The organism is Rhizorhabdus histidinilytica, from assembly GCF_900167915.1.
Classification (GTDB): domain Bacteria; phylum Pseudomonadota; class Alphaproteobacteria; order Sphingomonadales; family Sphingomonadaceae; genus Rhizorhabdus; species Rhizorhabdus histidinilytica.
In genome coordinates, this window is sequence record NZ_FUYM01000001.1 from 537,388 (window position 1) to 559,102 (window position 21,715).

The 21,715-nt window shown below is 67.0% G+C and carries 15 protein-coding genes; 8 read left to right on the forward strand and 7 right to left on the reverse strand.

Annotated elements, in window-relative coordinates; all coding sequences use genetic code 11:
- The first annotated feature begins 2 nt into the window (after positions 1 to 2).
- A complete protein-coding gene (locus B5X82_RS02595) occupies positions 3 to 839 on the forward strand; it encodes an ABC transporter substrate-binding protein (RefSeq protein WP_328588170.1) in 837 nt (278 codons plus the stop codon).
- Between the two features lie 154 nt (positions 840 to 993).
- Here B5X82_RS02595 and B5X82_RS02600 read toward each other — a convergent pair whose 3' ends face one another.
- Positions 994 to 1,707, reverse strand: a complete 714-nt coding sequence (locus B5X82_RS02600; protein ID WP_079646457.1) for a hypothetical protein — start codon at positions 1,705 to 1,707, stop codon at positions 994 to 996.
- A gap of 16 nt (positions 1,708 to 1,723) precedes the next feature.
- Positions 1,724 to 2,911, reverse strand: coding sequence for a toxic anion resistance protein (locus B5X82_RS02605; RefSeq protein WP_079646458.1), 1,188 nt, complete (start codon positions 2,909 to 2,911; stop codon positions 1,724 to 1,726).
- Positions 2,912 to 3,297: 386 nt separating this feature from the next.
- On the opposite strand from B5X82_RS02605, the gene typA reads away from it, so the two are divergent.
- Positions 3,298 to 5,121: a translational GTPase TypA gene (gene typA, locus B5X82_RS02610; protein WP_079646459.1), complete on the forward strand. Its 1,824-nt coding sequence runs from the start codon at positions 3,298 to 3,300 to the stop codon at positions 5,119 to 5,121.
- 195 nt (positions 5,122 to 5,316) lie between these two features.
- On the opposite strand, the gene B5X82_RS02615 is transcribed toward typA, so the two are convergent.
- From B5X82_RS02615 to gltB, 3 genes are all read right to left on the reverse strand, one after another.
- Positions 5,317 to 5,583, reverse strand: coding sequence for a TFIIB-type zinc ribbon-containing protein (locus B5X82_RS02615; RefSeq protein WP_079646460.1), 267 nt, complete (start codon positions 5,581 to 5,583; stop codon positions 5,317 to 5,319).
- A 163-nt stretch (positions 5,584 to 5,746) separates the two neighbouring features.
- Positions 5,747 to 7,183 carry a glutamate synthase subunit beta gene (locus B5X82_RS02620; protein WP_079646461.1) on the reverse strand — a complete coding sequence of 479 codons (1,437 nt, stop codon included), beginning with the start codon at positions 7,181 to 7,183 and terminating at the stop codon, positions 5,747 to 5,749.
- A gap of 13 nt (positions 7,184 to 7,196) precedes the next feature.
- Complete coding sequence (gltB, locus tag B5X82_RS02625) at positions 7,197 to 11,849, reverse strand: glutamate synthase large subunit (protein WP_079646462.1); 4,653 nt, start codon at positions 11,847 to 11,849, stop codon at positions 7,197 to 7,199.
- 262 nt (positions 11,850 to 12,111) lie between these two features.
- On the opposite strand from gltB, the gene B5X82_RS02630 reads away from it, so the two are divergent.
- The 6 genes from B5X82_RS02630 to B5X82_RS02655 all read left to right on the forward strand — a co-directional run bounded on the left by B5X82_RS02630 (position 12,112) and on the right by B5X82_RS02655 (position 18,944).
- Complete coding sequence (locus B5X82_RS02630; RefSeq protein ID WP_236035909.1) at positions 12,112 to 12,900, forward strand: universal stress protein; 789 nt, start codon at positions 12,112 to 12,114, stop codon at positions 12,898 to 12,900.
- Positions 12,901 to 12,941: 41 nt separating this feature from the next.
- Positions 12,942 to 14,837 carry a PAS domain-containing sensor histidine kinase gene (locus tag B5X82_RS02635; RefSeq protein ID WP_079646463.1) on the forward strand — a complete coding sequence of 632 codons (1,896 nt, stop codon included), beginning with the start codon at positions 12,942 to 12,944 and terminating at the stop codon, positions 14,835 to 14,837.
- A complete protein-coding gene (locus B5X82_RS02640) occupies positions 14,830 to 15,441 on the forward strand; it encodes a response regulator transcription factor (protein WP_079646464.1) in 612 nt (203 codons plus the stop codon). The genes B5X82_RS02635 and B5X82_RS02640 overlap by 8 nt, the downstream gene beginning before the upstream one ends.
- A gap of 111 nt (positions 15,442 to 15,552) precedes the next feature.
- Positions 15,553 to 17,067, forward strand: coding sequence for a catalase (locus B5X82_RS02645; RefSeq protein ID WP_079646465.1), 1,515 nt, complete (start codon positions 15,553 to 15,555; stop codon positions 17,065 to 17,067).
- A gap of 165 nt (positions 17,068 to 17,232) precedes the next feature.
- Positions 17,233 to 18,474, forward strand: a complete 1,242-nt coding sequence (locus tag B5X82_RS02650) for an amidohydrolase family protein (protein ID WP_079646466.1) — start codon at positions 17,233 to 17,235, stop codon at positions 18,472 to 18,474.
- The gene (locus tag B5X82_RS02655) at positions 18,471 to 18,944 is read left to right on the forward strand and encodes a VOC family protein (protein WP_079646467.1); all 474 of its coding nucleotides are present in this window, start codon (positions 18,471 to 18,473) and stop codon (positions 18,942 to 18,944) included. Before B5X82_RS02650 ends, B5X82_RS02655 begins: the two co-directional genes overlap by 4 nt.
- Positions 18,945 to 18,953: 9 nt before the next feature.
- Here B5X82_RS02655 and B5X82_RS02660 read toward each other — a convergent pair whose 3' ends face one another.
- Positions 18,954 to 19,220: a DUF2171 domain-containing protein gene (locus tag B5X82_RS02660; protein WP_079646468.1), complete on the reverse strand. Its 267-nt coding sequence runs from the start codon at positions 19,218 to 19,220 to the stop codon at positions 18,954 to 18,956.
- Between the two features lie 211 nt (positions 19,221 to 19,431).
- Positions 19,432 to 21,708, reverse strand: coding sequence for a TonB-dependent receptor (locus B5X82_RS02665; RefSeq protein ID WP_235862576.1), 2,277 nt, complete (start codon positions 21,706 to 21,708; stop codon positions 19,432 to 19,434).
- Positions 21,709 to 21,715 lie beyond the last annotated feature (7 nt).

Genomic DNA, 21,715 nt, shown 5'->3' on the forward strand with positions numbered 1-21,715 from the left:
CGATGCGGTTCCGAAATCTTGGCAAGTTCCTGACCGGGTTGGCGCTGGCGCTCGCGATAGCAGGGCCGCTGTCGGCCGCGCCGCGGCGGATCGTCTCGCTCAGCCTGTGCGCCGACCAATATCTGCTGCTGCTCGCCGATCCGGGCCAGATCGTCGCGCTCAACCGCTTCTCGCACGATCCGGCGATGTCGTGGGGCGTGGCGAAGGCGCGGCGCTTCCCGGCGGTGCGCGGCAGCGCCGAGGAGATGCTGACGCTGAAGCCCGACCTGGTATTCACCTCGGGCTTCGGCACCCCCGCGGCGCTGGCGGTGCTCCGCAGCCGCAAGGTGCGGCTGGTCGACATCGGCTGGGCCGACAGCTTCGCCAGCATCGAACGGACCGCGCGGACGATCGCCGCCGAGATCGGCCACCCCGAGCGCGGCGAGGCGCTGGTCGCGGCGATGCGCGCGCGGCTGAAGGCGCTGGGCCCGCCGCCGGGTCGCGGCCGGGTCGCAGCCTATTATCAGCGGCGCGGCTATCTGACCGGGCAGGGGACGCTGGTCGACGAGATGATGCGCCGGGCGGGGTTGGCCAATCTCGCGACCCGGCTCGACCGGCCGATGCTGTCGCACCTGTCGCTGGAGGAGATGGCGGTGGCGCGGCCCGATTTCCTGCTCGTCGAGAATGGCGACCAGGTCCGCGACAAGGGAACCGAGCTGCTTCAGCACCCGCTGCTTCGCCGCGCGGTACCGCCGGGACGGCGCATCGTCATCCCCGAGGCGCTGACGACCTGCGGCGGCCCGTCCTATCCCGATGCGATGGCGACGCTGTATCGGGGGATCGAGCGGGCGGATCGCTAATCGTCATGCCAGCCCTCGACTGCCTGCAAGGCAGGCGCTCGGGATAAACTTCAGCCGAAGGCTGAAGGCTGGCATCCATGTCTGCACTCTCCCCGATGGTCATCTGGTTGATGAGAGACATGGACCCCAGCCTTCGCTGGGGTGACGTGGCGGTTCAACGCGCCTCGCCGTCCTCGCCGCGATATTTGAGTTCGAGATAGCGGCCCTGGGTCGCCAGCTTGTTGAGATCGCCGCTGACGATCTGCTCGCTCAGCCGCGCCAACTCCTCGTCGACGACCTGGAGGCCCTCGACCAGCTGTCGGTCGGGCGAGCTGCCGTTGCGTTCGGCGCGGCGCATCCCCTCGGGCACGCGCTTGTAACCCTCGACCAGCTCGGGAAGCTCCTCGGCCATCAGCTTGCGGAACTCGAAGGCGGCGGGCTCGCGCGGGTCGATCTGGGCGAGCTGCGGGCCGATCGCCTCCAGCTTGATGCCGATCGCGTCGGCGAGCCGCTGGGCGGGGGCGGGAAGGGCGGGGCGCTGCGCCTCCAGCCAGCGTTCGGTCTGCGACGGCAGCAGCGGCAGCTCGCTCTTCGCCATCTGCTGCGGGGTCGGCTCGGGCGCTTGCGGCCAGCCGAGGATGCCGAAGAAGACGATCGCCATCGCCACCAGCATCAGGAAGAAGCCCCAGATGCCGAGCGGCGTGACGAAGCTGCCGATCAGCCCGCCCGCCAGCGCGACGCCCAGCACCGCGAAGAAGGCATATTTAAGCCGGCGGAAGAAACCGACGACGCGGCGGCGATGCGCCTTGATCGCGCGGGGCGTGGTGCGCGAGCGGATGCGTTCGAGCACTTCCTCGGCGCGGTCCATCGTGACGCGGCTGTCGACCATCGGCTGTCCTGCTATCCTATTCCAGCGCCTTGAACGGTTCGGCCTGCGCCTGGTTGGCGCCCTCGGCCCGGGCGATATAGCCGCGCGACTTCTCGACCTCGCTGGTCAGCGTGTTGACGGTCTGCTTCATCGACGACAGCGCCTCGACCTTGAAGCGGTCGATCGTATCCATCGTGTCGTAGATATTCTGGAAGGCGCGCTGCAGCGTCTCGATCGGGATGGTCGAGGCGGCAGCCTGCTTGTGGATCTCGCCGGTCTGGTTCTTGAGCATCGAGCCGGTCGACTCGATCATGTTCGCGGTCGTCGTGTTGAGCGCGGTGATCTGTTCGAGGACCAGCTTCTGGTTGGTCAGCGCCTGCGCGACCGTCACCGCGGTGCGCAGCGCCGAGACGGTGGTGGTCGAGGCGCGGTCGACGCCCTTGACCAGCTCGACATTGTTCTTCTTGACCAGGTCGAGCGCGAGATAGCCCTGCACGGTGACCGCCATCTGGGTCAGCAGGTCCTGGCTGCGCTGGCGGACGTAGAACAAGGCGGTCTCGCGGATCGTCCTGGCCTTCTCCGGATCGCTGCTGTCGAGTTCGAGCGCCTTGGCTTCAAGCTTCTCGTCGAGCTTCTTCGACAGGTGGATCATCTGTTCGAGCCGGCCCATCGCCGCCCACAGATTCTGCCGTTCGACGTCGATCGCGGCATTGTCCTTGATCAGCTCGTCCTTGCCCGAGGCGAGATTGCGCAGGATCGAGGAGATGTGGCTCTGCGCCGATTTGTAGCTGTCGAAATAATCGCGCATCCGGCTGCCGAACGGGATGATCCCGAACAGCTTCTTGCGGGTGAACAGGTCACCCTTCGAACCGGGGTCGAGATCCTCGATGGTGCGGCGCAGTTCGGCCAGATCGGCGCCGACGCCGGTATCGGCGTCCATCGCGCGGACCGGGCGATCGAGGAAGCGGTTCGACTGGCCGGCCGCCTCGGCGATCTCCTTGCGGCCCATATTGCTGATCGAATCGACGCGCTTGCCGAATTCGGGGCTGTTGACGTCCTGCGCCACCAGGTCCTCGACGAAGCCGTCGACCTTCTCGTCGAGCTTGGTGCGCTGCTCGTCGCTGAGCGGCACGAGACCGGCGGCCTTCTCCGGGGCGAGCACCTTCACCGGAGCCGGCGCCTGGAGCACCAGATCGGGTTCCTCGGTCGTCGTCGTGGTTGCCATGCCCCTTCGTCTCCTGCTGCGTTGGTGGACGGAAGATGGCCGCATGAGGTGCATTATTCAAGCGATACGGCGGCCGTGCGTCGCGGCCATTCGGGCTGCCCATTGCGATTGCGCATTCCAAAATCGTTACATTGCATTTTATGCAATCGTTATTGCCGCATCAGCATTTGTCGAATCGGACGGCGGCCATCAAAGGGAGCGGGCCTTTCAGGCATCCTCTCCTAATGACTTACGGGCTGGTTCTTCGGAGCCGGCCCTTTTTTTGTCGGCAGGCGATCGGGGCTGCCATTCGGATAAAGGTCGAAAGGGCGGAACGGCGCCCTTGTTGCATTGCGCCAATTCCGCTATGCGCGCGCCAGATTCCTCCAAACAGGACCGGATACTATATGAGCCTTCGCAACGTGGCCATCATCGCCCACGTCGATCACGGCAAGACCACGCTCGTCGACCAGCTTTTCCGCCAGTCGGGCACCTTCCGCGACAATCAGCGCGTCGAAGAGCGCGCGATGGATTCGAACGACCTCGAAAAGGAGCGCGGGATCACCATCCTGGCCAAGTGCACCTCGGTCGAATGGGAAGGCACCCGCATCAATATCGTCGACACGCCCGGCCACGCCGATTTCGGCGGCGAGGTGGAGCGCATCCTGTCGATGGTCGACGGCGTCATCCTGCTAGTCGACTCGTCGGAAGGGGCGATGCCGCAGACAAAGTTCGTGACCGGCAAGGCGCTGGCGCTGGGCTTGCGCCCGATTGTCGTCGTCAACAAGATCGACCGCCCGGACGAACGCACCCAGGAGGTCCTCGACGAGGTGTTCGACCTGTTCGTCTCCTTGGACGCGACCGACGAGCAGCTCGACTTCCCGGTCCTGTTCGCCAGCGGCCGCAACGGCTATGCCAATGAGGACCCGTCGGCGCGCTCGGGCACGCTCAAGCCGCTGTTCCAGAAGATCGTCGATCATGTCCCGGCGCCGAAGGCCGATCCCTCCGGCCCGTTCAAGTTCCTGGTGACGCTGCTCGACCGCGACAATTTCCTCGGCCGCATCCTCACCGGCCTGGTCCATAGCGGCACCGTCAAGATCAACTCGCCGATCCACGCGCTCGATCCCGACGGCAAGGTCGTCGAGACCGGCCGCGCGTCGAAGATCATGGCGTTCCGGGGGCTCGAGCGCGTTCCCGTCGAAGAGGCGAAGGCCGGCGACATCATCTCGATCGCCGGGCTGACCGTCGCGACCGTCGCCAACACCATCGCCGATCCGAGCGTCAGCGAGCCGCTGCACGCGCAGCCGATCGACCCGCCGACGCTGTCGATGCGCTTTGCCGTCAACGACAGCCCGATGGCCGGCCGCGAAGGCACCAAGGTGACGAGCCGCATGATCCGCGACCGCCTGTTCCGCGAGGCGGAATCGAACGTCGCGATCAAGGTGACCGAGAGCGACGACAAGGACAGCTTCGAGGTCGCCGGCCGCGGCGAGCTCCAGCTCGGCGTGCTGATCGAGACGATGCGCCGCGAGGGCTTCGAACTGGGCATCAGCCGCCCGCGCGTGCTGTTCCGCGAGAATGAGCAGGGTGGCCGCGAAGAGCCCTATGAGACGGTCGTGATCGACGTCGACGACGATTATTCGGGCACGGTCGTCGACAAGATGGCGCAGCGCAAGGCCGAGATGACCGACATGCGTCCCTCGGGCGGCGGCAAGACCCGCATCACCTTCTCGGCACCGTCGCGCGGCCTGATCGGCTATCATGGCGAGTTCCTGTCCGACACGCGCGGCACCGGCATCATGAACCGGCTGTTCGAGAAATACGGCCCTCACAAGGGCAATATCGAGGGCCGCAAGAACGGCGTGCTGATCTCGAACGGCGCGGGCGAGGCGAACAGCTATGCGCTCGGCCCGCTTGAAGAGCGCGGCATCCTGTTCGTCGGCCATGGCGAGGCGCTCTACGAGGGCATGATCATCGGCGAGAACGCCAAGACCGACGATCTCGAAGTCAACCCGATGAAGGCCAAGCAGCTCACCAACTTCCGCGCTTCAGGCGGCAAGGACGACGCGATCCGCCTCACTCCGCCGAAGCGGATGACGCTGGAGCAGGCGATCGCCTATATCGACGACGACGAGCTCGTCGAGGTGACGCCGAAGTCGATCCGGCTGCGCAAGCGCCACCTCGACCCGCATGAGCGCAAGCGCGCGAGCCGGGCCAAGGCGGCGGCGTAAAGCCTCAGGAAAAAGAGGGCGTCGGAGTGATCCGGCGCCCTTTTTCGTTTTCCCCCTCGCTTGAAAGGGAGGGGGATGATGGGCCTGACGGCAAACCCCAAACCACCCTGGCGGAGGCCGGGGTCTCAGGAGAGAGGCGCTGCCCGACTCTCCCGAGATTCCGGCCTCCGCCGGAATGACGCGAGAGACAGGCCTCTAGTCGAAGAGCTCCTCCAGGAAGCTCTTCTTCCGCTTGTACTTGTAGCGGTCGTCATGGGGCCGGCCATAGGAGGGCTGCGGCGGAGTGTCATAGCCACGCTGCGGCGCCTGCGGGGCCAGCTCGGCGGCCGAGCGCTCGATGATCTTGTCGAGCTCGCCGCGGTCGAGCCAGACGCCCCGGCATTGCGGGCAATAGTCGATCTCGACGTTCTGGCGCGTGCTCATCGTCAGCGGCACCGCGCAGACGGGGCAGTTCATGGACATGGTGGTCATCTCCCTCGATGGTGCGCCCGGCGCGTGAGGAAGATGGACCCCGCGTCACCGAGCATGCTCGATGCGGTCCGACATCACGATCCGATCGGATCGCCAGAGGGGCCCGGTCCCGCTCCCTTGAGATAGGGAGCGGGCGGGGCGGGGCAAGAGCCGATCAGTTCGGCAGGTCGGTGCGGCCCATCAGGTGGAGGTCGACGGCGCGGGCGCACTGGCGGCCCTCGCGGATCGCCCAGACGATCAGGCTCTGGCCGCGCCGCATGTCGCCGCAGGCGAAGATGCCGTCCTGGCTGGTCGCATAGCCGCTGGTGTCGGCCTTGACGTTGCCGCGCGGATCGAGCTCGACGCCGGCCTGCTCGATCATCCCGGCGGTGTTCGGACCGAGGAAGCCCATCGCCAACAGGACGAGATCGGCCTTCAGGGTGAACTCGCTGCCCGGAACCTCCTGCATCCGGCCGTCGACCCACTCGACCCGCGCGCATTCGAGCGCGGTGAGTTGGCCGTTGGTGCCGATGGCGCGCTTGGTGACGACCGCCCAGTCGCGCTCGCATCCCTCTTCATGGCTCGACGAGGTGCGCAGCTTGAGCGGCCAGTTCGGCCAGGACAGAGCTTTCGCCTCCTTCTCGGGCGGCTTGGGCATGATCTCGAGCTGGGTGACCGAGGCGGCGCCCTGGCGGTTCGAGGTGCCGACGCAGTCCGAACCGGTGTCGCCGCCGCCGATCACGACGACATGCTTGCCCGTCGCGGTCAGCGAGCCACGCGGCGCGGCGCGCAGCTCGTCATCGCCGGCAACCCGCTTGTTCTGCTGGGTCAGGAACTCCATCGCGTAGCGGACGCCCGACAGCTCGAAGCCCGGAACCTCCAGCGGGCGGGGCTTCTCGGCACCGCCCGACAGCACGATCGCGTCGAAATTCTCGCGCAGCGAGTCGAGCGAGACCTGGACGCCGACCTCGGTCGAGGTGCGGAAGGTGACGCCTTCGGCCTCCATCTGCACCAGGCGGCGGTTGATCAGGTGCTTCTCCATCTTGAAGTCGGGGATGCCGTAGCGGAGCAGCCCGCCCATCCGGTCGTTCTTCTCGAACAGGGTGACACTGTGGCCGGCGCGGGCGAGCTGCTGCGCGCAGGCAAGGCCAGCCGGGCCCGATCCGACGACCGCGACCGACTTGCCCGTCTTGCGGGCCGCCGGCTGCGGCAGGATCCAGCCTTCGTCCCAGCCGCGGTCGACGATCGCGCATTCGATCGACTTGATCGTGACGGGGGTGTCCTGGATGTTCAGCGTGCAGGCGGCCTCGCATGGGGCGGGGCAGACACGCCCGGTGAACTCCGGAAAATTATTGGTAGAATGAAGAACTTCCAGTGCGTTCTTCCAGTCATCCTCGAATACAAGATGGTTCCAGTCCGGGATGATGTTGTTCACCGGACAGCCATTGTGACAGAAGGGGATGCCGCAGTTCATGCAGCGGGATGCCTGGTCGCGCAGATCGCCGTCCGGCAGCGGTACGATGAACTCGTTCCAGTGCTTCAGCCGCTCGCCGGGCTTGGCGTAGCCGCGGTCCTTGCGCTCGATCTCGAGAAATCCGGTTGCCTTGCCCATCATCAATCTCCGGTCATTCGGCGGCGACGTTGGCGGCGGCGAGGCGTTCGGCCTCAAGCTGCTGCAACGCCCGCCGATAGTCGCGCGGCATGACCTTCACGAAGCGCGACAGCGTGTTGTCCCAATCCTCCAGCAGCGCGGCGGCCTGGTCGCTGCCGGTGTGGAGATGATGCCGTTCAAGCAGGATGCGCAGCCGCGCCGCGTCGTGGCGGAGCATGTCGCCCATGCCATAGTCATGGACACTGGCGGCGCGCTGGTGCGGGCGGCCTTCCTCGACGTCGGCGTCGGCGGCTGGATCGATCGGCTCGACGTCGACCATGGCCAGGTTGCACCGCTGGCGGAACAACCCGTCGGCATCGTAGACATAGGCGATGCCGCCCGACATGCCGGCCGCGAAGTTGCGTCCGGTGCGGCCGAGCACGGCGACCACGCCGCCGGTCATATATTCGCAGCCATGGTCGCCCGTACCCTCGACCACCGCGATGGCGCCCGAGTTGCGGACCGCGAAGCGCTCGCCCGCGACGCCCTGGAAATAGGCCTCGCCCGCGATCGCGCCGTAGAGCACGGTGTTGCCGACGATGATGTTCTCCAGCGGGTCCCGGTCGACCCCGGCCGGCTGACGCACGATCACGCGGCCGCCCGACAGGCCCTTGCCGACATAGTCGTTGCCGTCGCCGGTCAGCTCCAGGGTGACGCCGTGCGCCAGGAAGGCGCCGAAGCTCTGCCCCGCGACGCCGGTCAGGCGGACGGTGATGCTGTTTTCCGGCAAACCCTCATGGCCATGGCGCCGGGCGACCTCGCCCGACAGCATCGCGCCGACGGTGCGGTTGACGTTGGCGACCGGCCGCTCGATCACCACCGGCTCGCCCCGCTCGAGCGCCGGCATCGCGGCGGCGATCAGATGGTTGTCGAGCGCGGCGTCGAGGCCATGGTCCTGGAGCTGTGAATGGTGGAGCGTGTTGCCCATCGCCGGCGTCGCCTGGTGGAGCAGGCGGCCGAGATCGACGCCGTGCGCCTTCCAATGGTCGAGCGCCGGGCGCATGTCGATCCGGTCGACCCGTCCGACCATCTCCTCGATCGTGCGGAAGCCCATCTCGGCCATGATCTGGCGTAGTTCCTCGGCGACGAAGAAGAAATAGTTGATCACATGCTCGGGCTGGCCGGTGAAGCGCGCGCGCAGCACCGGGTCCTGGGTCGCGACGCCGACCGGGCAGGTGTTGAGATGGCACTTGCGCATCATGATGCAGCCGGCGGCGATCAGCGGTGCGGTGGCGAAGCCGAACTCGTCGGCGCCCAGCAGCGCGCCGATCGCGACGTCGCGGCCGGTGCGCAGCCCGCCGTCGACCTGGACCGCGATGCGGCTGCGCAGGCCGTTGAGCAGCAGCGTCTGCTGGGTCTCGGCCAGGCCGATCTCCCACGGGCTGCCGGCATGGGTGAGCGAGGTGAGGGGGGAGGCGCCGGTGCCGCCCTCATAGCCCGAGATGGTGACATGGTCGGCGCGCGCCTTGGAGACGCCCGCCGCGACCGTGCCGACGCCGACCTCCGACACCAGCTTCACCGAGATGCGGGCGCCGGTGTTGACGTTCTTGAGGTCGTGGATGAGCTGCGCCAGGTCCTCGATCGAATAGATGTCGTGGTGCGGTGGCGGCGAGATCAGGCCGACGCCGGGCGTCGAATGGCGGACGCGGGCGATGTTCTTGTCGACCTTGTCGCCGGGCAGCTGGCCGCCTTCGCCGGGCTTCGCGCCCTGCGCCATCTTGATCTGGATGTCGTCCGCGTTGACCAGATATTCGGCGGTGACGCCGAACCGGCCCGAGGCGACCTGCTTGATCGCCGAGCGCATCGAGTCGCCGTTGGGCAGCGGCTTGAAGCGGTCGACTTCCTCGCCGCCCTCGCCGGTGTTCGAACGGCCGCCGATGCGGTTCATCGCCATCGCCAGGGTGGTGTGCGCCTCGCGCGAGATCGAGCCGAAGCTCATCGCGCCGGTGGCGAAGCGCTTGACGATTTCGGAGGCCGGTTCGACCTCGTCGATCGACAGCGGCCGGTCGGCCTTCTTCAGTTCCATCAGGCCGCGGATCGTCAGCAGCCGGGCGTTCTGCTCGTTGATCGAGCGGGCGAACGCCTCGTAGCGCTCCTTGCTGTTGCCGCGCACCGCATGCTGGAGCGCCGAGACGCTCTCGGGCGTCCAGGCATGTTCCTCGCCGCGGATGCGGTAGCCATAGACGCCGCCGACATCGAGCATGTTGCGATATATCGGGTTGTCGCCATAGGCGGCGGCGTGGCGGCGGACGGTCTCCTCGGCGAGCTCGGCCAGGCCGATGCCCTCGATCGTCGTCGCGGTGCCGGTGAAATATTTGTCGACGAAGGCTGACGACAGGCCGATCGCGTCGAAGATCTGCGCGCCGCAATAGCTCTGATAGGTCGAGATGCCCATCTTGGACATGACCTTGAGGATGCCCTTGCCGATCGCCTTGATATAGTTTTTCTGCACAGCGTTGGGCGACAGCGGCAGCTCCTGGCGGACGCGGATCTCCTCCAGCGTGTCGAAGGCGAGCCAGGGGTTGATCGCCTCCGCGCCATAGCCGGCGAGCACGCAGAAATGATGGACCTCGCGCGCCTCGCCGGTCTCGACGACGAGGCCCGTCTGCATGCGCAGGCCCTGCTTGACGAGGTGATGGTGGACGGCGGCAGTCGCCAGCAGCGCCGGCATCGCGATCCGGTCGGCGCTCTGGGCGCGGTCGGACAGGATCAGGATGTTCTTGTCGGCGAGCACCGCCTCGGTTGCCGCCCAGCACATCTCCTTGAGCGCCATGGCGAGGCCGTCGGCCCCGGTCGCGGCGTCCCAGGTGATGTCGATCGTCTCGGTGCGGAAGGCGCCGTCGAGCTGTTCCTCGGCCGATCGGATGCGGGTCAGGTCGCGGTTGGTGAGGATCGGCTGGTCGACCTCAAGCCGCTTATGGGTGCCGGCCTCGCGGCCGAGCAGGTTGGGGCGCGGGCCGATCATCGACACCAGCGACATCACCAGCTCCTCGCGGATCGGGTCGATCGGCGGGTTGGTGACCTGCGCGAAGTTCTGCTTGAAATAGTCGTAGAGCAGGCGCGGACGGGCCGAGAGCACGGCGATCGGCGTGTCGGTGCCCATCGATCCGATCGGGTCCTCGCCGGCGCGGGCCATCGGTTCGAGGAACCGGGCGATGTCCTCCTGCGAATAGCCGAACGCCTGCTGGCGATCGAGCAGCGCCTGGGGATCGTTGGGCAAAGCGGGGGCGGCGGTCCCGTCGTCGGTCGCCAGCACCTCGAGGTCCTTGAGCTTGTACTGGTTCGCTTCGAGCCACTTGGCATAGGGCTCGGCCTCGGCGAGGCTGGCCTTGATCTCCTCGTCCTCGATGATCCGGCCCTGCTCCATGTCGATCAGCAACATCTTGCCGGGCTGGAGGCGCCACTTGCGGACGATCTTCTCCTCGGGAACCGGCAGCACGCCCGATTCCGACGCCATGATCACATGATCGTCATCGGTGACGAGGAAGCGGGCGGGGCGCAGGCCGTTGCGGTCCAGCGTCGCGCCGATCTGGCGGCCGTCGGTGAAGGCGACGGCGGCGGGGCCGTCCCACGGCTCCATCAGCGCGGCGTGATATTCGTAGAAGGCCTTGCGCGCCGGGTCCATCAGCGGGTTGCCGGCCCACGCCTCGGGGATCAGCATCATCACCGCATGCGCCAGCGAGTAGCCGCCCGCGACGAGCAGTTCGAGCGCGTTGTCGAGGCAGGCGGTATCGGACTGGCCGTGTGGGATGATCGGCCAGATCTTGTCGAGATCGGCGCCGATCAGGTCGGATTCCATCGTCCGGCGGCGGGCGTTCATCCAGTTGACGTTGCCGCGCACCGTGTTGATCTCGCCGTTATGGGCGATGAAGCGGTAGGGGTGCGCCAGCTTCCAGCTCGGGAAGGTGTTGGTCGAGAAGCGCTGGTGGACCAGCGCGATCGCCGAGGTGGTCAGCGGATCGGAAAGGTCCTTGTAGAAGCTGCCGACCTGGCCCGCGAGCAGCAGCCCCTTGTAGACCACGGTGCGGCTGGAGAAGGACGGCATGTAGAGGTCGGTCAGGCCCGGCAGGTCGTGCTTGCGGGCCAGCGCCTCGAGCGGGTTCTGCGTCTGCTTGCGGATGACGAGCAGCTTGCGCTCGAACGCGTCCTGGTCGACGCAGTCCGCGCTGCGGCCGATGATCGCCTGGCGGATCACCGGCATCTCGTCGAGCACCGCCTGGCCGAGGCCGGTGGTGTCGACAGGCACGTCGCGCCAGCCGATCAGGCTCTGGCCTTCCTTGACGATGAACTTCTCGAAATTGCCGACCGCGAGGTCGCGTGCCGCGGCGTCGCGTGGCAGGAAGCACATGGCGACGCCATAATGGCCGGGCGGGGGCAGGGTGAAGCCGATGCCCTCGGCCCAGGCGCGAAACAGCGCATCGGGAATCTGGATCAGGATGCCCGCGCCGTCGCCCAGCAGCGGATCGGCGCCGACCGCGCCGCGATGGTCGATCTTGAGCAGGATCTCGAGGCCGCGCTGGACGATCGTGTTGGATTTCTCGCCACGGATGTTGGCGATGAAGCCGACGCCGCAGGCGTCGTGCTCGTTGCGGCTATCGTACAGACCCTGATTGTGCGGATAGGCCATCCGGCATGCTGCTCCCTTGGGCCCGATCGCGCGGGCGTTTCGGCCGTGCCTATACAGGGATGATATCGCGAGTGAACCTTCAAAATCACGTGTCGCTGCAAACTAATCTTTCAAGCACGCCTCCTGACGCGATAATTTCCCGTTTTTTCGTCGATCCATGCAAAATCGGGTGGTTTTCGGGCCGGCCCGGTATCCGTATAGTCCCCAATGTCGGAGCGGCCATTCCGCACCTAGCAATTCTCCGGACGCACGAGACGGAGACATGGCGGTGAAGAACATCCTTTTGCTGGTGCACGACGACCAAGGGCAGGAGGCGCGTTTCCAGGCGGCGCTCGACGCCACCCGAGCGCTGGATGGGCATCTCACCTGCGTCGACGTCGTCATACCATCGCAGACGCCGGCCGAGCTGTGGGATGGCGGCGCGGGAAGCGCGATGCTGTTGGCCGAGGAACGGCAGCGCGAGGCGGCGAACCGCACGACGCTGGAGCAGCGGCTGGCGAAGGAGGACGTCTCCTGGAACTGGATCGACATGGTCGGCGAGCCGGGCCGATGCCTGCGCGGGGCTGCGGCGATCGCCGACCTGATCGTCGTCGATTGCGACCCGGACGGCGCCGCCGCCGGGCTGGTGTTGGAGAGCGGGCCGCCGGTCCTGGCGGTGCCCGGTCGGGCCCGGGGCATCGCGCTGGGCGGCCGCGCGCTGGTGGCGTGGGATGGTTCGCCCGAGGCCGAGGCGGCGCTGCGCGCGGCGGTGCCTCTGCTCCTGCTGGCCGAACAGGTGATGATCCTGCAGGTCGACGACGGATCGATCCGCATCCCGGCCGGCGAGGCGGCGAGCTTCCTGTCGCGGCACGGCATCCACCCGCTCGTCATCCTCGAAAAGGCGAAGAAGGGGCAGGCGGCGACGAACATCATCGCCGCGATCGTCGGGCACCGCGCCGATTATCTGGTAATGGGCGGCTTCGGTCGGTCGCGTCTCGTCGAGGCGCTGTTCGGCGGGGTGTCGCGCAACCTGCTCCTGAAAAGTCCTGTGCCGCTGTTCATGGCGCACTGAAGCAGATCGTTTCGCTCCTTGCGGGCGGCCCGGTTGCCCTTATGGTCGGCGCCGTGCGGATCCGGGGAAATATCTCGATGGGCAGGACCGTCCCGGCCCTTCTTCTCGCCCTCGCGGCGGTGGGCGTCGCCGCGCTGGTCCAGGCCGAGCTGGCGATGTCGACCGGCGCGGCGGGCGACTATCTGCCGCTGATCGTCGCGATGCTCGTCGCCGGCCTGACCGGCGGCAGCGCGGCGGCGGTAGTGGCGGCGCTCGCGGCGCTCGCCTTCGTCGTCTGGCAGGGCGCGGGCACGCCGCTCGACCATGCACGCGCCGCGGACCTCGCCGGCTTCCTCCTGGTAGCGGCGGTCATCGTCGGGCTGTCGCGTTCGGTCGAGCGGACGCGCCGGCGGCTCGCTCAGGACAAGCTGGAAGGCTATCGTCGCGCCGTCGCGGCGAGTGAGACAGCCGACGAGCTCAACCTGCTGATCGACGGTGCGACGGACTATGCGATCTACATGCTCGACCCCGAAGGGCGGGTGACGATCTGGAACAAGGGCGCCGAACGGCTGATGGGGTGGAGCGAGGCCGAGGCGGTCGGCCAGCCGATCGCCTTCTTCTATCCGCCCGAGGCGGTGGCGGCGGGCAAGCCGGCCGCCGATCTCGATCGCGCCCGCTCGGAGGGTCGGTTCGAGGAGGAGGAATGGCGGACCCGCAAGGACGGGTCGCCTTTCCTGGCGCATATGTCGCTGACGGCGCTCTATGACGAGCACCGCCAGCTGCGGGGTTTCGGCAAGGTGATCCGCGACGTGACCGAGCAGCGCGCGGTCGAGCGGCAGCTTCGCTCCAGTGCCGGGCAGATGCGCTCGATCCTCTCGACCGTTCCCGACGCGATGGTGGTGATCGACGCGCGCGGCCTGATCATCTCGTTCAGCGCCGCCGCCGAGCGACTGTTCGGCTACGCGGAGGCCGAGATGCTCGGCACCAACGTCAGCGGGCTGATGCCGTCGCCCGACCGCGAGCGGCATGATTCCTACCTCCATCGCTATGCGAGCACGGGCGAGCGCCACATCATCGGCATCGGCCGCAAGGTGATCGGCCAGAAGCGCGACGGTTCGACCTTCCCGATGGAATTGTCGGTCGGCGAGGCGGAAGCGGGAGGCGAGCCCGTCTTCACCGGCTTCATCCGCGACCTAAGCGAGGCGGTGCGGATGGAGGAACGGATCGAGGATCTGCGGTCTGACCTGATCCATGTCGCGCGGGTCAGCGCGATGGGTACGATGGCGTCGACGCTGGCGCATGAGCTCAACCAGCCCATCACCGCGGTGGTCAACTATGTCGAGACGGTCCGCGACATGCTCGCGGACCCGAAGGCGGAGGACATGGCCGTCATCCGCGAAGCGCTGGAGGAAAGCGCGAGCGAGGCGATGCGCGCCGGACAGATCGTCCGGCGGCTGCGCGAATATGTCGCGAGGGGCGACGTCGAGAAGACGGTCGAGAATCTGCCGGCACTGATCGACGTCGCCGCCAAGCTGGGCCTGATCGGCGCGCAGGAACGTGGGGTCGAGCTGCGCTTCGACGTCGACCCGCTGGCCGGGCCGGTGCTCGTCGACCGCGTCCAGATCCAGCAGGTGCTGATCAACCTGATGCGCAACGCGATCGAGGCGATGGCCGACAGCCCGGTCCGGGTGCTGCGGATCGAGACGCGCAGGGACAGCGGCGGGATGGTGCGGGTAACCGTCGCCGACAGTGGGCATGGCGTGGCGCCGGAGATCGAGGCCGACCTGTTCCGCGCCTTCAACAGCACCAAGGCCGGTGGGATGGGACTTGGCCTGTCGATCTGCCGGACGATCGTCGAGGCGAACGGCGGCCGGATATTCTACGAACGCGATCCCGGCGGCGGATCGCGCTTCCATTTCACCCTATTGGGATACACGCCGGAGGAAGATCATGGATGAGACGCGGCTGGTGCACATCGTCGACGACGAGGAGGCGATCCGCCGATCGACGCGCTTCATGCTGACGACGACGGGCTATGCGGTCGAATGCTGGGAGTCGGGCACCGCGTTCCTGAAGGAGGTCCGCCATGCCGCGCCGGGCTGCATCCTGCTCGACGTGCGCATGCCCGAGATGGACGGGCTGCAGGTCCAGCAACAGCTCAACGAGCGCGGCGTCACCATGCCGGTGATCATCCTGACCGGCCATGGCGACATATCGACCGCGGTGCAGGCGATGAAGGCCGGCGCGGTCGACTTCATCGAAAAGCCGTTCGAGAAGGCGGCGCTGCTGTCGGCGATCGAGACGGCGCACGCGCGGCTCGACCGACAGGCGGACGAGGCGGGAAGGGGCGCCGAGGCGCAGGTCATGCTGGCGAAGCTGACGGGGCGTGAGCGCGAGGTGCTCGAAGGGCTGGCGCGGGGCCTACCGAACAAGACGATCGCCTACGACCTCGACATCTCCTCACGCACCGTCGAGGTGCATCGTGCGAACCTGATGACCAAGCTTGGGGTCAGGAGCCTGTCCGAGGCGCTCCGGATCGCTTTCGCCGCCGGGCTCGGATAAATCGATAATGACGATCACTGTCGCCGGATTGATCAATTTTACCGCTGGAAGCCATTGACCTAGCCTTGGGCATCCGTTGGAAATGACGACCGAGTGAAAGGAGGACCGACCATGTCCGACAATGCCCAGAATTCCGGAAAATGCCCGGTGACCCATCTGACGACGGCGTTCGGCGCGCCCGTCGTCGACAACCAGAACAGCCTGACCGCCGGTCCGCGCGGCCCGTTGCTGATGCAGGATGTCTGGTTGCTCGAGAAGCTCGCCAACCTCAACCGTGAGGTCATTCCGGAGCGGCGCATGCACGCCAAGGGGTCGGGCGCCTTCGGCACCTTCACCGTCACCAACGACATCAGCCGCTATACCCGCGCCAGCATCTTCTCGCAGGTCGGCAAGAAAACCGAGATGTTCGCCCGCTTCACCACCGTCGCCGGCGAACGCGGCGCGGCCGATGCCGAGCGCGACATCCGCGGCTTCGCGCTGAAATTCTATACCGACGAGGGTAATTGGGATCTGGTCGGCAACAACACGCCGGTCTTCTTCCTGCGCGATCCGCGAAAATTCCCCGATCTCAACAAGGCGGTGAAGCGCGACCCGCGCACCAACATGCGATCGGCCACCAACAATTGGGACTTCTGGACGCTGTTGCCCGAGGCGTTGCACCAGGTGACGATCGTGATGTCCGATCGTGGCATCCCCAAGAGCTACCGCCACATGCACGGCTTCGGTTCGCACACCTACAGCTTCTACAATGATGCGGGCGAGCGCTTCTGGGTGAAGTTCCACTTCCGGACGCAACAGGGCATCGAGAACCTGACCGACGCGGAGGCGGCGGCCGTCGTCGCGGGCGACCGCGAGAGCAATCAGCGTGACCTCTACGAGGCGATCGAACGCGGCGACTTCCCGAAATGGAAGATGTTCATCCAGGTGATGCCGGAAAAGGATGCGGAGACCTATCGCTTCCACCCGTTCGACCTGACCAAGGTCTGGTACAAGGCCGACTATCCGCTGATCGAGGTCGGCGAGTTCGAGCTCAACCGCAATCCGGAGAATTTCTTCCAGGACGTCGAGCAGAGCGCCTTCGCGCCTTCGAACCTCGTGCCCGGCATCGGTGTGTCGCCCGACAAGATGCTGCAGGCGCGTCTGTTCGCTTATGCCGACGCGCAGCGCTACCGGCTCGGCGTCAACTTTCACCAGATTCCGGTCAATGCGGCGCGCTGTCCGGTGTTCAGCAACCACCGCGACGGCCAGGGTCGCGTCGACGGCAATTATGGCGGCCTGCCGCATTATCAGCCGAACAGTTTCAGCCAGTGGGTCGACCAGCCCGATTTCCGGGAGCCGCCGCTGAAGATCGACGGCAATGCGGACTTCTGGAACTTCCGTGAGGACGACGACGATTATTTCACCCAGCCGCGCAAGCTGTTCCAGCAGATGACGCCAGCCCAGCAGCAGGCGCTGTTCGACAACACCGCGCGTGCGATGGGCGATGCGCCCGCCTTCATCAAGCAGCGGCACATCGACAACTGCACCCGCTGCGACCCGGCCTATGGCGCGGGCGTGGCGAAGGCGTTGGGCATGTCGGTCAGGGCGCCCGGCGACCTGCCGGCGACGCCCGAACTGGCCGACTGAGCAAGGCCGGGTCGACAGGTGCCCCGCCTCCGGACGACCGGGGGCGGGGCGCAGCCTTTTCGGTGTCGCCGTTCAGATAGGCGATGATGTGCCCGTCGCGAGCCGAAAACGCTCCCGCCTCACCGGAACATGATAGCGTCGACCCAAGGACGTGGGAGAGGGTCGATGAAACTGCTTTTCGCGGGCGGGAAGGTCTGGGACGGTCTGGCCCGAGAGGCCGTTGCCGCCGACGTCCTGGTCGAGGATCAACACGTCGCCACGGTCGGGGCCGTCCCGGCGGCGCGTTGCGAGGGCGCCCGGCGCATCGATGCGCACGGCGCGACCCTGATCCCGGGCATGGTCGACGCGCACGCCCATTTGAGCTTTCCCGTCGTCACCTACGCCTATCAGATCGAGGACACGCCGCCCGAGGAGACGGTGCTGATCACGATGCACAATGCCCGCACCCTGCTCGACGCCGGCTTCACCGGGGCGGTCGGGGCGGGATCGCCCAAGCTGCGCGCCGAGGTCGTGATCCGCAACGAGATCGAGGCGGGGCGCATTCCCGGCCCGCGCCTGATGGCGTCGACGCCGACGCTCACCGCCACCGGCGGCCTCAACGACACCGCCCAGATCCACCAGGGACGCGACGTGGCGGCGATGGTGGTCGACGGGGCCGACGCCTGCCGCCGCGCCGTGCGGACCGGCTATCGCGAAGGCGTCGACCTGGTGAAGGTCAACGTCTCGGGCGACGATTTCTTCCCGCGCCCGTCGGGCCGCACCACGACCCTGGCCGAGGATGAGATGCGGGCGATCGGCGAGGCCTGCGCCGCGCTCGGCCTGCCGATCAGCGCGCATGCCCGATCGGCGGAGTCGATCAAGCGCGCGCTGCGCGCTGGCGCGACGCTGATCAACCACGCCGATTTCGCCGACGAGGAGGCGCTCGACATGCTCGAGGCGGCGAAGGATCGCGTCTTCGTGGCGCCGACGATCGGCTATTATCACAGCCTGCTCCACGACAGCCCGTTCGATCGCGCGACGCTCGACCGGATGGGCGTCGAGGCCGCGATGGCGTCGAACGTCGAGGTGCACCGCGAGCTCCGGCGGCGCGGGGTGCGGGCGGTGATCGGTGGCGACTATGGCCTCGCCTGGCAACCCAATGGCGCCAATGCGCGCGACGTCGGACATTTCGTCACCTATCTCGGCTATTCGCCTTGCGAGGCGCTGGTGGCCGCGACCCGCAACGGCGGCGAGCTGATGGGCCAGGGGGCAGGCGGGATCGTCCCCGGCGCGCCGGCCGATCTGCTGTTGGTCGACGGCGATCCGCTCGCCAATCCGGCGCTGCTGGCCCGATCCGACGCGTTGCTCGCGATCGTCAAGGGCGGCGGCCTGCACAAGTCGCCCGCCGTTCCGGAGCGGATCGCATGATCCCGTTCAACATCTTCCAGGCCGCCTATGTCGCCGCCGACATCGACGCCGCCGTCGCGTTGGCGGCGCGGCGCTTCGGTGTGGCGGAGATGCAGGTCAATCGCGCCGTGGCGATCGAGACGGGGCGGGGAATCGCGCTATGTCATTTCGCGCTGGCGTTCGTCGGCGCGGTCCAGATCGAGCTGATCGCCCCGGCGGGCGAAGCGGACGAGGTCTATCGCGACATGCTGCCGCCGGATGGGGGCATGCGGCTGCATCATATCGGCTGCCTCGTCAGCGGCGACGCCGAATGGGACGCGGTGCTGGCCGATGCAGAGGCGTCTGGCGTGGCGATGCCGGTGCGCGGCGATTTCGGCGGGCTGATGCGCTATGTCTATCTCGACCGCCGCGCCGAAATCGGCCATTTCGTCGAATATATGCAGCCCGGCCCCGCCGGCCTGAGCCTGTTCGAAGCGGTTCCCCGCTTCTGAGGCGGCCGCTCAGTCGCGATCGTCGGCGAGGGCGCCGCCACCCTTCTCCTCCTCCAGCAGCACCGCCGACGCCGCCGTGGCCGAAAGGCGGACGGCGTCGCCCTCGACGGCGGCGACCAGCCCGGCGGAGAGATAATGATGATGGTCCCCGTGCGACCCGCTGTCCGCCTTGGTCATCTTGATGCGGTCGCCCTCGACCGCGTCGACGGTGCCGACATGGACGCCGTCGGCGCCGATGATGTTCATATGCTCCCGGATTCCGCTGAGGTCGGTCATGACAATGCTCCTTGTTGGAGCAGGAACAACGCGCCCGGGCCGCCGGGGTGCCTCGGGCCGTCGGACAAAAGAAGAGGCCTGACGGCATCCGCCAAACCTCCCAGTTGTCCCAGTGCTTCGAGGGACCGCCGCCTCCGTCCCGCCGCCACCGCCTGGACGGAAGCGGCGGAAGGGGAGGTGACCGGGGTATCACCGCGGCATGCGGCGATCTTCAGAAATGATAGCGCAGCGTCGCGCCATAGGTGCGCGGCAGGCCGGGCGTGTGGCTGGTGTAACCCAGGCTGTCGAGGTTGATCAGCAGGAAGTCGTATTTCTTCTTGGTGACGTTGTTGACGAACAGCGCCACGTCGAAGCCCGATCCCATCACCCGGTTCCAGCTCGCGTCGAAGTTGAGCAGGCTGTAGCCCTTCACATCGGTATAGCCAGCGACATAGGTGTCGTTCCCGCTGAAGTGATCGGTGTGGTAATAGTTGACGCCCACCGAGGCGTCGCCCTGGCTCTCGTCGAGCGGAGCGATCACCCGGGCGCCGAGCGTATAGACGTTGCGCGGCGCGCGGGCGAACGGATCGTTCGAGTGATCGCTGCCGTCCGGGTAGATGAACTTGGTGAACTTGGCGTTGGTATAGGCGTAGTTCGCGGTCAGTTCGATCATCTTCACCGGGCGGAACAGGATGTCCGCCTCGATGCCGTAGATGCGCGCCCTGCCGGCATTGGTGGTCACCGTCGTCGGCGGCACTGCCACCGGATCGGTCAGGAGCCGCTGGATGTCCTTGTACTTGGCGTAGTAGCCGGCGAGGTTGGTGCGCAGGAAGGCGTCACCCATCCGCCAGTCGGCCTTTACGCCGACCTCGATATCGTCGACCGTCTCGGGCCGGAAGGTGCGGCGCAGGCCGGCCTCGGTCGAGGCGCGGGCGCCGAAGCCGCCGGTGCGGTAGCCGTGGCGGTGGGCGACATAGACCAGCTTGTCCGCCGCGATCTTATATTCGAGGCTGAGATTGTAGGTGACTTCGGAGAAGCTGTCCTTCACGCCGAGCTCGCACTGCGCCAGCGGCACCGCGGTTTCGGGCGTCGCCGGATTATTGTCGAGATCGCGGGTGAAGCGGCAGGCGGTCGCGGTGCGGTTGCGGATCGTCGCCTCGCGCTTGTCGTGGTTGTAGCGGACCCCGGCGGTCAGGCTGAACCCGTTGCCGAAGCGGTAGGTGCCCTGCGCGAAGGCCGCATAGCTGGTGTTGCGCGCGGCGGTGTCGGTGTTGCTGTACGCCGTGCCGGGGAACGCCGCGACATTGTCCGGCTCGACCAGGCCCGGATCGATCGCGCCTACCGCCGAGATGCCCTGGTTGCGGCCGCTTTCCCGGAAATAATAGAGGCCGGCGATCCAGTTCAGATTGGCGGTGTCGCCGAGGATCTGGAACTCCTCCGAAAACTGCTTGGCGCGATCGATGCGCTCCTGCGGGTGCAGCGAGTTCGAGCTCCCGTCCATGTCGTCGAAGATATGATCCTTCACATGGCGATAGCCGACGATGTTCTTCAGCTTGATCGTATCGGACAGGTCGAAGCTGGTCGTGTTGGCGATGTCGTGCGTTTCGACCTTGGTGAAGATGGGTGAGCCGTTGGCGATGCGATAGATGCCGCGCGCCTGCTGCTCGGCCAGCAGGTCCTCGAGCGGCCGATAGCCGCGCGATGCGCGCACCGCGGCGCCGTTGAGCGATCCGGTTGCGCGGACATTCTGAAGGAAGCTCGCCGTGCCCCCGTCATTCTCGTGGAAATAATTGTAGACGGTGAGCGATTCCAGGCTGTCCTGCTGCATCAGGATCGAGGCGCGCGCGCCCTCCTGCTTCGTGTCGTTGACGTTGCGCTTGAGGATCTCGTCGTAGACGAAGCCGTCGTCGCGCTGGCGCTGGCCGGCGATGCGGATCGCGATGTTGGGGCTGAGCGGCACGTTGACCATGCCCTCGACGTTGAAGGTGTCGAGATTGCCGACGGTCACGCCGACCCGGCCTTCGAACTCGTCGGTCGGGCGGGCGGGGCGGATGATGATCGCGCCGCCGGTGGTGTTGCGGCCGAACAGCGTGCCCTGCGGCCCGCGCAGCACCTCGACCGAGGCGATGTCGAACAGCGCGCTGTTGATGCCTTGGGTGCGCGCCGCGACGATGTCGCCGATATAGGTCGACACCGACTGGTCGGCGAGGATCGTCAGTTCCTGCTGCGACAGGCCGCGGATCGAGAAGTTGGGGAGCGAACGGCTGCCGCCCTGGCCGGGCACCGAGGTGAGGCTGGGCACCAGCCGGCTGAGCTGCGCGACGTTCTGGATATTGGCGCGTTCGAGGGCGGCGGTCGACACCGCACTGACCGCGAGCGGCACGTCCTGGAGGCGTTCCGCGCGGCGGCGGGCGGTGACGACGATGTCGTCGATGTTGCCGGCGGCCGGTGCTTCGTCGGCCGGCGCCGCCGCGGCGGCTTGCTGTGCATGAGCCTCGATCGAAATCATGCTCAGA

What these genes read in the sequence shown, in the direction of transcription:
- B5X82_RS02595 (WP_328588170.1), top strand. Translation starts at nt 3, where the DNA reads ATGCGGTTCCGAAATCTTGGCAAGTTCCTGACCGGGTTGGCGCTGGCG.
- B5X82_RS02645 (WP_079646465.1), top strand. Translation starts at nt 15,553, where the DNA reads ATGTCCGACAATGCCCAGAATTCCGGAAAATGCCCGGTGACCCATCTG.
- gltB (WP_079646462.1), bottom strand. Translation starts at nt 11,849, where the DNA reads ATGGCCTATCCGCACAATCAGGGTCTGTACGATAGCCGCAACGAGCAC.
- B5X82_RS02655 (WP_079646467.1), top strand. Translation starts at nt 18,471, where the DNA reads ATGATCCCGTTCAACATCTTCCAGGCCGCCTATGTCGCCGCCGACATC.
- B5X82_RS02600 (WP_079646457.1), bottom strand. Translation starts at nt 1,707, where the DNA reads ATGGTCGACAGCCGCGTCACGATGGACCGCGCCGAGGAAGTGCTCGAA.
- B5X82_RS02635 (WP_079646463.1), top strand. Translation starts at nt 12,942, where the DNA reads ATGGTCGGCGCCGTGCGGATCCGGGGAAATATCTCGATGGGCAGGACC.
- B5X82_RS02630 (WP_236035909.1), top strand. Translation starts at nt 12,112, where the DNA reads ATGGCGGTGAAGAACATCCTTTTGCTGGTGCACGACGACCAAGGGCAG.
- B5X82_RS02665 (WP_235862576.1), bottom strand. Translation starts at nt 21,708, where the DNA reads ATGATTTCGATCGAGGCTCATGCACAGCAAGCCGCCGCGGCGGCGCCG.
- B5X82_RS02605 (WP_079646458.1), bottom strand. Translation starts at nt 2,911, where the DNA reads ATGGCAACCACGACGACGACCGAGGAACCCGATCTGGTGCTCCAGGCG.
- B5X82_RS02620 (WP_079646461.1), bottom strand. Translation starts at nt 7,183, where the DNA reads ATGGGCAAGGCAACCGGATTTCTCGAGATCGAGCGCAAGGACCGCGGC.
- B5X82_RS02640 (WP_079646464.1), top strand. Translation starts at nt 14,830, where the DNA reads ATGGATGAGACGCGGCTGGTGCACATCGTCGACGACGAGGAGGCGATC.
- typA (WP_079646459.1), top strand. Translation starts at nt 3,298, where the DNA reads ATGAGCCTTCGCAACGTGGCCATCATCGCCCACGTCGATCACGGCAAG.
- B5X82_RS02650 (WP_079646466.1), top strand. Translation starts at nt 17,233, where the DNA reads ATGAAACTGCTTTTCGCGGGCGGGAAGGTCTGGGACGGTCTGGCCCGA.
- B5X82_RS02660 (WP_079646468.1), bottom strand. Translation starts at nt 19,220, where the DNA reads ATGACCGACCTCAGCGGAATCCGGGAGCATATGAACATCATCGGCGCC.
- B5X82_RS02615 (WP_079646460.1), bottom strand. Translation starts at nt 5,583, where the DNA reads ATGTCCATGAACTGCCCCGTCTGCGCGGTGCCGCTGACGATGAGCACG.